The sequence below is a fragment of the Enterobacter sp. CCUG 70166 genome (genome assembly GCF_020224095.1).
GTDB classification, from domain to species: Bacteria; Pseudomonadota; Gammaproteobacteria; order Enterobacterales; family Enterobacteriaceae; genus Enterobacter; species Enterobacter intestinihominis.
Window position 1 is genome coordinate 256,077 of the sequence record NZ_NRIQ01000011.1, and the last position, 6,635, is coordinate 262,711.

11 protein-coding genes and 1 pseudogene are annotated in these 6,635 nt (G+C 53.4%); all 12 read left to right on the forward strand.

The features are described 5' to 3' along the window. Positions 1 to 5: 5 nt before the first annotated feature. Positions 6 to 944, forward strand: coding sequence for a major capsid family protein (locus CKK19_RS06295; RefSeq protein WP_047352940.1), 939 nt, complete (start codon positions 6 to 8; stop codon positions 942 to 944). Between the two features lie 3 nt (positions 945 to 947). Continuing rightward, positions 948 to 1,202, forward strand: coding sequence for a hypothetical protein (locus CKK19_RS06300; RefSeq protein ID WP_182382114.1), 255 nt, complete (start codon positions 948 to 950; stop codon positions 1,200 to 1,202). A gap of 9 nt (positions 1,203 to 1,211) precedes the next feature. After that, the gene (locus tag CKK19_RS25325) at positions 1,212 to 1,337 is read left to right on the forward strand and encodes a hypothetical protein (RefSeq protein ID WP_263857315.1); all 126 of its coding nucleotides are present in this window, start codon (positions 1,212 to 1,214) and stop codon (positions 1,335 to 1,337) included. A 9-nt stretch (positions 1,338 to 1,346) separates the two neighbouring features. After that, positions 1,347 to 1,706: a DUF4054 domain-containing protein gene (locus tag CKK19_RS06305; protein WP_150317084.1), complete on the forward strand. Its 360-nt coding sequence runs from the start codon at positions 1,347 to 1,349 to the stop codon at positions 1,704 to 1,706. Positions 1,707 to 1,828: 122 nt separating this feature from the next. Further along, the gene (locus CKK19_RS06310) at positions 1,829 to 2,167 is read left to right on the forward strand and encodes a hypothetical protein (protein ID WP_225455075.1); all 339 of its coding nucleotides are present in this window, start codon (positions 1,829 to 1,831) and stop codon (positions 2,165 to 2,167) included. A 207-nt stretch (positions 2,168 to 2,374) separates the two neighbouring features. After that, positions 2,375 to 2,644: a hypothetical protein gene (locus CKK19_RS06315; protein WP_225455076.1), complete on the forward strand. Its 270-nt coding sequence runs from the start codon at positions 2,375 to 2,377 to the stop codon at positions 2,642 to 2,644. Then, positions 2,641 to 2,994, forward strand: coding sequence for a hypothetical protein (locus tag CKK19_RS06320; RefSeq protein ID WP_047352935.1), 354 nt, complete (start codon positions 2,641 to 2,643; stop codon positions 2,992 to 2,994). Before CKK19_RS06315 ends, CKK19_RS06320 begins: the two co-directional genes overlap by 4 nt. Next, positions 2,994 to 3,779: a hypothetical protein gene (locus CKK19_RS06325; RefSeq protein ID WP_047352934.1), complete on the forward strand. Its 786-nt coding sequence runs from the start codon at positions 2,994 to 2,996 to the stop codon at positions 3,777 to 3,779. The genes CKK19_RS06320 and CKK19_RS06325 overlap by 1 nt, the downstream gene beginning before the upstream one ends. Further along, the gene (locus CKK19_RS06330) at positions 3,780 to 5,147 is read left to right on the forward strand and encodes a DUF3383 family protein (RefSeq protein ID WP_047352933.1); all 1,368 of its coding nucleotides are present in this window, start codon (positions 3,780 to 3,782) and stop codon (positions 5,145 to 5,147) included. A 2-nt stretch (positions 5,148 to 5,149) separates the two neighbouring features. Beyond that, positions 5,150 to 5,572, forward strand: a complete 423-nt coding sequence (locus tag CKK19_RS06335; RefSeq protein ID WP_047352932.1) for a phage protein — start codon at positions 5,150 to 5,152, stop codon at positions 5,570 to 5,572. Continuing rightward, positions 5,572 to 6,057: a phage tail assembly chaperone gene (locus CKK19_RS06340; RefSeq protein WP_180258305.1), complete on the forward strand. Its 486-nt coding sequence runs from the start codon at positions 5,572 to 5,574 to the stop codon at positions 6,055 to 6,057. Before CKK19_RS06335 ends, CKK19_RS06340 begins: the two co-directional genes overlap by 1 nt. Before the next feature lie 127 nt (positions 6,058 to 6,184). Then, positions 6,185 to 6,635, forward strand: a pseudogene (locus tag CKK19_RS06345) (tail tape measure protein); the annotation flags it as partial.

The following is a 6,635-nucleotide window of genomic DNA, read 5'->3' on the forward strand; positions in this document are numbered from 1 at the left end:
AACCAATGAACGAGAAATTAATTGCTCAAATGATGCAGCAGCTGCTGGCGGAAGCGCAGGCGGGCGGCTCCATTCCGAACCTCAACACGGATGAGCAGGGGCTGATTTTCGCCCGCGACCTGATTTCCATGTCCAATGACGTTTACATGGAAGAAATGCCTGCACCTGTGGCGCTGACCATGTTTGCGCAGGAGCCTGGCATCAGTGAAGGGGCGAAGTGGGCAGGTTATCGCATGTACTCCGCCGCAGGCATGGCTAAAATCATGGCTGCTTACGGCACTGATATGCCGATGATGAGCGCCAAAGGCCGCGAGTTCTTCGCGCTGATGTACGACATTGGCCTGGGCTACGGTTACACCTACTCTGACGTTCTGGCGGCGGCGATGTCCGGCACGCCGCTTGATAACATCCTGGCGCTGAATACCCGCGAAGCGCATGAGCGTACCGTCAGCAACCTGCTGTGGCGCGGCAACAAGGAATACCAGATTGTAGGCTTTATCGAGCATCCAAACATCCCGCTGGTGGCGCTGGCTGGTGGCTGGGCTGCAGCTGACGGTGACAAAATCTGTGATGACGCCTCAGCGCTGATTTCGGCGGTTAACTCCACCAAAATCTACCAGGTGAATGAGTTCCATATGCCGTCGAAAGCCTGGTCACGCATTCAGGGTCTGCGCCTGTCCGGTACGCTGGGTACTGTACTGTCGTTCCTGCGTGCGTCATACCCGGAAATCACATTCCGCAAAAACTCCGATCTGGATGATGACGGTATCTGCATTGCGCTGGATAACACCCGTCGTCACTTCGCCCAGGCTACGCCGATCCTGTTCCGTCAATTACCGGTCCAGCGTTCAGGCCTCGACCTGTCTATCCCTTGCCTGTCCAAAACTGCTGGCGTGATTGTTCGCGCTCCGCTGGCTGCGGCTAAATCCTCGAAGGTTATCTAAATCATGGCTGAGAAAGAAACGGCATTCCTGACCAACACCACCGAAGCACCGATCCACATCGGGGCTAAAAACGACGAGGGAACGGTGATTACCATTACCGTTGCCCCGCTGGAAGCGGTGGAGGTTGATAAATCCACGCTGAATATCGGCGGCGTTAAGCAGTTCCTGGACGAGAAGAAGCTGAAAGTTATCTCAGCTGCAGAGGCCAAAAAGCTCAACAAAGAGCATGACGGCATCATTGAGTCAGAAGACGAGTAAGGGGAAATCATGAAATACGAAAAAATTCGCATTCGTGAGTTTCTGGCAGAGCATTGGGCTGAATTTGAGTCGTTCTGCAAAACTAATGGCGATGATGCTGACCAAATTGAATTGGCAGTAGCCGACGACGAGTAAGGCGATCTCATGACGGTAAACGAATGGTTAGCCATTCTGCTGCCGGGGGTATCACTAGATGGGGGCGCTATTAGCGCCCTTTCTTCTCAGTGTGAGCGGCTCTATGACCTCCGGGCCGCTGCGGAATACGGTTACGACACAGACCGCCTTAAAGCGCTGTACGTGGCCGCTAATCTTGCCCCGATAGCAGTGGAAGGAATCAGCGCCAGCGTGCGCGGTGTCGCCAGCAGGCGTGAAGGTAAGGTGGCAATGACCTTCACCACCGCAGCTCAAAAGGCTGGCTGGGAAGGTACGCAGTGGGGGCAGGAGTTCCTCGACGCGATGGGTAATCTGTCCGGTGGCTGCATTGTTATCGGTCACGCCTCTTAACGGGATATTATGCTGAAAATCAGGATTGGCCAGCTGCGATATTCAGCATTTTAAAACTGACGGTACTGGTCTTGTTAGATGAATACCCTATTTTATAACTTTTAGATTTGGAGTTTGATCTTATGGAAAACCAACACAGAAAAATCGCAGGCTATCGTGAGTTGCTGCCGGAAGAAATCGACCTTATGAATCGCATCAAAGCTAAAGGTGCTGAAATATTGGCGTTGCAAACAGAATTAGACTGTCGCCTGAAAACGGATTTCGACATGAAACATGCAGCTGCATGTGATGCACAGCGTGGAACCGGATTTGACGTTTATCAGGGCGCATCAGATGAAGCACAAGAGTTCCGCCGCTTTACCGCCGCTGAGCCGATTAGATGGGCTGCGATCGCAAAAACCAACTTGCAGACAGGCATCATGGCTCTTGTTCGGGCTGTGGCACAACCTACAAATTGTTAACTCATGAGAGGCGGCGCGAAACTTGAAACTCGCGGCGCTGACCGTGTCATCCGTCAGCGTATTGAATCGCTGGCGGGTGTCACACTAACGGTTGGCATACATCGCGGGAAAATGAATAAGGGCGTCGATGTGGCGCTTTATGGCGCCTGGAATAATTTCGGCACTAAAAATGCAATGGGGTGGGAATTAATACCAGAGCGCCCGTTTATGAAATTCGCTTCCGATCGCATTGCTGACTGGATGCGTACAGACGCCTACAAAGAGGTTTTGCGCGATGTGGCGCGTGGGCGTATTACTCCGCAGCAGGCTATTGCCAGAATCGGCGCTCAGGCCGTCGCTATCACCCGCAAGACGATTGCTGACTCCGCGCTATACCGTCCCAACTCCGATATCACCATTGCCCGTAAAGGCAGCACAAAACCGCTCATACACAGCGGCGTGCTAATTCAGACCGTTAATTATAAGGCGTTCGCATGAGGCGATTAATTCAATACTGGCAACCTCTACCAGCTGAGAACGTGGGAGGCATTACCCGCCAGGAATACACAGACCAGCAAACCGCGTTTCTCAGCATGCAGCCGGTTGATGGTAATGGCTCGTTCCGGCAGTACCTGGCTGGCCGTAAGCCTCATGACTATCTGGAGGCCATCGGCGAAACAGATCTCCTGGTAACTGAGGAGGGCGAGCATAACGGGGCGATCGTGCTCTGTGGTGGCAGATATTACGAAGTGGTGCAGCGCCAGGAGTGGCTTAACGGCGTGATTAACCACTATGAGTACCTGCTGTTTGTCATGAAAGAACAGGACGCGCTGGCGCTGGTGGGATAATGGCAGGCTATACGGTCAAATTAATGACCGTTAGCGGGGAGGTTGCTTACCCGGATTACCGGGCGGAAAAGGCGACATTCAACGCTAACGGCAATATCAAAGATATTCTCTTCACTCCCTACAACGGGAGCGACATTGCTTTCATCACAGCAATCGAACTCTCTGACGGCAGCGCCCCGGCGATTACGATCCCCGCGGATTTCGCGCTGTCGGTCGGCTGTGTGGTGAAGTTTCCCCCTGGCACGCTAAAGACCACTGACACCCAGGCCAGGGCGTTAATCATGACGGGTGCGCCATACGTCGCGCTGGTGCGCCTGCGCCAGGCGCTGATGCAACTGGTGGGTGATAACCCTCTCTATGCGATGCAGAAGCTACCCGAGCCAAAGGATCCATTTACCGCGCTTCACCTGCTCAGTTCTGGCCGGGAGCCGCAGCCCTTTGCGAAAACGTGGGATGGTGATTACCGGGTGTATCACTACAACTGTTATGCCAGCGTGCTGGTTATCCGTTCTGCCGACGATGCGCAGGAGTTCCTGGAAAACTTCATGCTGGAGGTGGACAGCACCGATGGTGATTTCTGGCAGTTCAATAACAACTGCAGCATTGACCGCTCAGGCGATTTCGAGAATAGCTCACCGCTAATTGATAACCTCGTTTACCAGCAAATGGCTCAGGTGACACTGTCACTGCAATTTGTTTACCAGCACTACAAACGGGAGCGCTGGCTTGAAAGCGCAACAGTGGAAAAGGGCAACAAGGTGACGATCGTCATCAAAGGTGCATAAATGGCAGATTTAAGCAGGCTTTTTAGCGTGAAGATTGGGCGGCAGGCGACTGCGGCCCAATATGGGGTTTTCGGCGTGGGGATTATCCTTGCGCCTGCTGCGGCGTTCTTTGGGCTGAAATACTCAAATTACGATAGCGCAGATATCAGCAAATTTACTGATTTGTACCGCGTTTACAGTGGCGCTAACGCGGCGAACGACGCGGCCACGGATGGGATTTCCGGCGATAACCTGCTGGCGGTTCAGGCGTACTTCTCACAGAAGCCCGCGCCGGATACCCTGGTCGTCGGTGATTTGTCGGCGGTTTACACCAAAACCATGATTGCGCTCAACGGCGTTCCGGTTGTTGGTGCACCAACGGCTACAAAAGCGACCATTGGCTATATCAAAGGCAACGATTACCGCAGTGCCAGCTTTGACGGAACGGCATGGAAAAGCGGCGGCACAACGGTAACAGATATTGTGGCGGATTCTGGCGGGGCCGGGCGCTTTGCCGTGGATGGGCGCATTGTCTATCTGGAGGGGGCTGAAGTTGTACACGCAGAATCCACTGCGTCAGCTGCTGCTGTTCCGACTGCTATTGCGGCCATCAAAAACCAGTACAGCAAGTTTTTCATGTGCATGACGCCGGTTCGTATTTTGTCGGTGCAGAAGGCGATCGCCGACTGGGTTGAAGCACAACCAAATAAAATGGGCGTGTTTATTGATGATTACACCGTTTCCAACTGGGCAACGGACAGCATCACCAAATATCTCCACGATAAGAACATGACAGGTTCGTTTGCCATCAGCACCAAGCGGCCTAAAAACTTCCTTGATGCAGCACTGGCTGGGCGCTGTCTGGTTATGCAGCCGGGTTCTGAAACCTGGGCGCTTAAGACGCTTAACGCAGTGCAGGCAGATGACTTCACTGAAACCGATTATCAGAAAATCCGTGCGCTCAATGGCAACACGTTTGAGGACTACGGGTCTGGTGTCACGGTGACGTATCCCGGCCTCACGGGTTTTGGTGAGTCAATCGAGGTCGTGCGATTTGCTTTCTGGCAGGCTGACCGCATGCAGAAAGACCTCGCAACGCTGTTTGTGAACCGTAACAAAATTGGTCATGACCTGCCGGGTTACGAGGTTGTCTGCGTCAAAATGGAAAGCTCCCTGCAAGCCGGTAAAGATGCGGGCGGGATCCTCCTGGACTTCACTAATTCTGATGGCGATCTGGTTCGTGGCTTTACCGTAACGCGCCCGACTATGGAGCAGGTCAGCGCCACGCAGCGCATTAACGGTGATATCACTGTGCAGTTCGAATTCTACCTCCGCTACGCCATTAAGCATGTTGATGCTGTTGGCTCAGCCATGACCTACGGAGTTTAATTATGTATTTGGGCGTAATGTCATCCAAAGACTGGCTGATTACCGTGGGGATCCTTCCGGTCATCGGCCTGGCGAAAGACAGTAACATCACACTGGAAATGGCTGATGACCAGGTCACGGTAACGTCGGGGATCGGCGGTGACTGGTCTTTTGTGGACAATCCTACTGATGAGGGCTCGCTGACGTTCGTTACGCAGCGTAATTCCCCATCTAACACAGCTCTGGCGCTTATGCAGAAAACCAAAGCTGTTATTCCGGTAACGCTGACCAATACCCGTAACATGTCAGTTCATCGCTTCACCCACGCCATGTTTACGCGCCAGCCTACCGATGGTGCAAATAACGGTGCTGGTGCGCAAACGCTGGAGTGGAAGCTTGTAACAGGCGAGGTGGATTCGGTCATTAACGGGGTCAATGTGGTCTGATGGATAACTCAATCAAGCAAGTAGAGGTTAACGGGAAAGCCTATTGCATCATTCGCATGAGTGCGTTTGATGCGATCCACTTTAACCTGCGCGTGGCGGAAATCCTGTCTAAGCATGGTATCAGCCAGGTCGAAAGCATCCTGACGATGTCATCCAAGATTTTCGGCGTACTTAACCGGGCAGACCACGACGAATTGCTTTTCACGTTGCTGGAGAAATCCCGCGCTCAGGACGTGGATAGCGGCAATTTCCTGACCAGTTGGGATGAAGTAAACCTCCACTTTACCCCTGATAACATCGCTGATGTTTACCTGCTGGCGCTGGAGTGCCTCAAGCTCTCCATTCTGCCCGTTACCGCAGGGTTAAAAAAAAATATTGGTCTGGACACGGCGGCAACGATGCAGGGAGCTATGCGGCAACTGTTCAGCGCCTTGTTGAAAACCTTAACCCCGCCGTCCGCACAGAACTCGTCATCTGGCGAGTGATTGAAAGCGGCCTGATAAGCTACGCAGACGTAGTGTCAGGCCGCGCCTCCTTTGATTCCATAATGAGAGCTTCCGCCGTTATCCAGTTTGATAACGCGGTTCAGCACGCGCTTAGCAAGGTGAAAAAATGACAGACACGTCTGCTGACCTCGTAACGAAAATTGACGTATTGCCTGACCTCGACGGGTTAGACAGCTTTGATGCGGCCATTGATAAGGCGATCGCCAAAGTTAACCAACTGGACGCCGCTATCAAGCGCGTCAATAATTTGAAGCCTGCCAGCCCGTATGCGCCGTCCGGAGCGTCATCTGCGCCTACGCCAGCCATGACTGCGGCGGTCACAACAATAGCCGCCACAGGAGCAAATTTAATTAGTCGCACACCGCTTGCTGAGGCGGTAAGAAAAGAGGCGCAAAAGGTCGCTCGCGCGGCGACACAAGGTATTGGGGGAGGTGTTTCCGAAGCTCTACCGGGTGCCAGCAGGACATTTGCTGGTGGTGGGATGGCCTTGCCTGCACCGACAGGTCATCCGGCTGCGCCTCCTGCGCCGCTACCTGTTCCTACGTCTACAGGAACGC

Coding starts and splice junctions, on each gene's coding strand:
- CKK19_RS06295 (WP_047352940.1), top strand. CDS start 6: ATGAACGAGAAATTAATTGCTCAAATGATGCAGCAGCTGCTGGCGGAA.
- CKK19_RS06300 (WP_182382114.1), top strand. CDS start 948: ATGGCTGAGAAAGAAACGGCATTCCTGACCAACACCACCGAAGCACCG.
- CKK19_RS25325 (WP_263857315.1), top strand. CDS start 1,212: ATGAAATACGAAAAAATTCGCATTCGTGAGTTTCTGGCAGAGCATTGG.
- CKK19_RS06305 (WP_150317084.1), top strand. CDS start 1,347: ATGACGGTAAACGAATGGTTAGCCATTCTGCTGCCGGGGGTATCACTA.
- CKK19_RS06310 (WP_225455075.1), top strand. CDS start 1,829: ATGGAAAACCAACACAGAAAAATCGCAGGCTATCGTGAGTTGCTGCCG.
- CKK19_RS06315 (WP_225455076.1), top strand. CDS start 2,375: ATGAAATTCGCTTCCGATCGCATTGCTGACTGGATGCGTACAGACGCC.
- CKK19_RS06320 (WP_047352935.1), top strand. CDS start 2,641: ATGAGGCGATTAATTCAATACTGGCAACCTCTACCAGCTGAGAACGTG.
- CKK19_RS06325 (WP_047352934.1), top strand. CDS start 2,994: ATGGCAGGCTATACGGTCAAATTAATGACCGTTAGCGGGGAGGTTGCT.
- CKK19_RS06330 (WP_047352933.1), top strand. CDS start 3,780: ATGGCAGATTTAAGCAGGCTTTTTAGCGTGAAGATTGGGCGGCAGGCG.
- CKK19_RS06335 (WP_047352932.1), top strand. CDS start 5,150: ATGTATTTGGGCGTAATGTCATCCAAAGACTGGCTGATTACCGTGGGG.
- CKK19_RS06340 (WP_180258305.1), top strand. CDS start 5,572: ATGGATAACTCAATCAAGCAAGTAGAGGTTAACGGGAAAGCCTATTGC.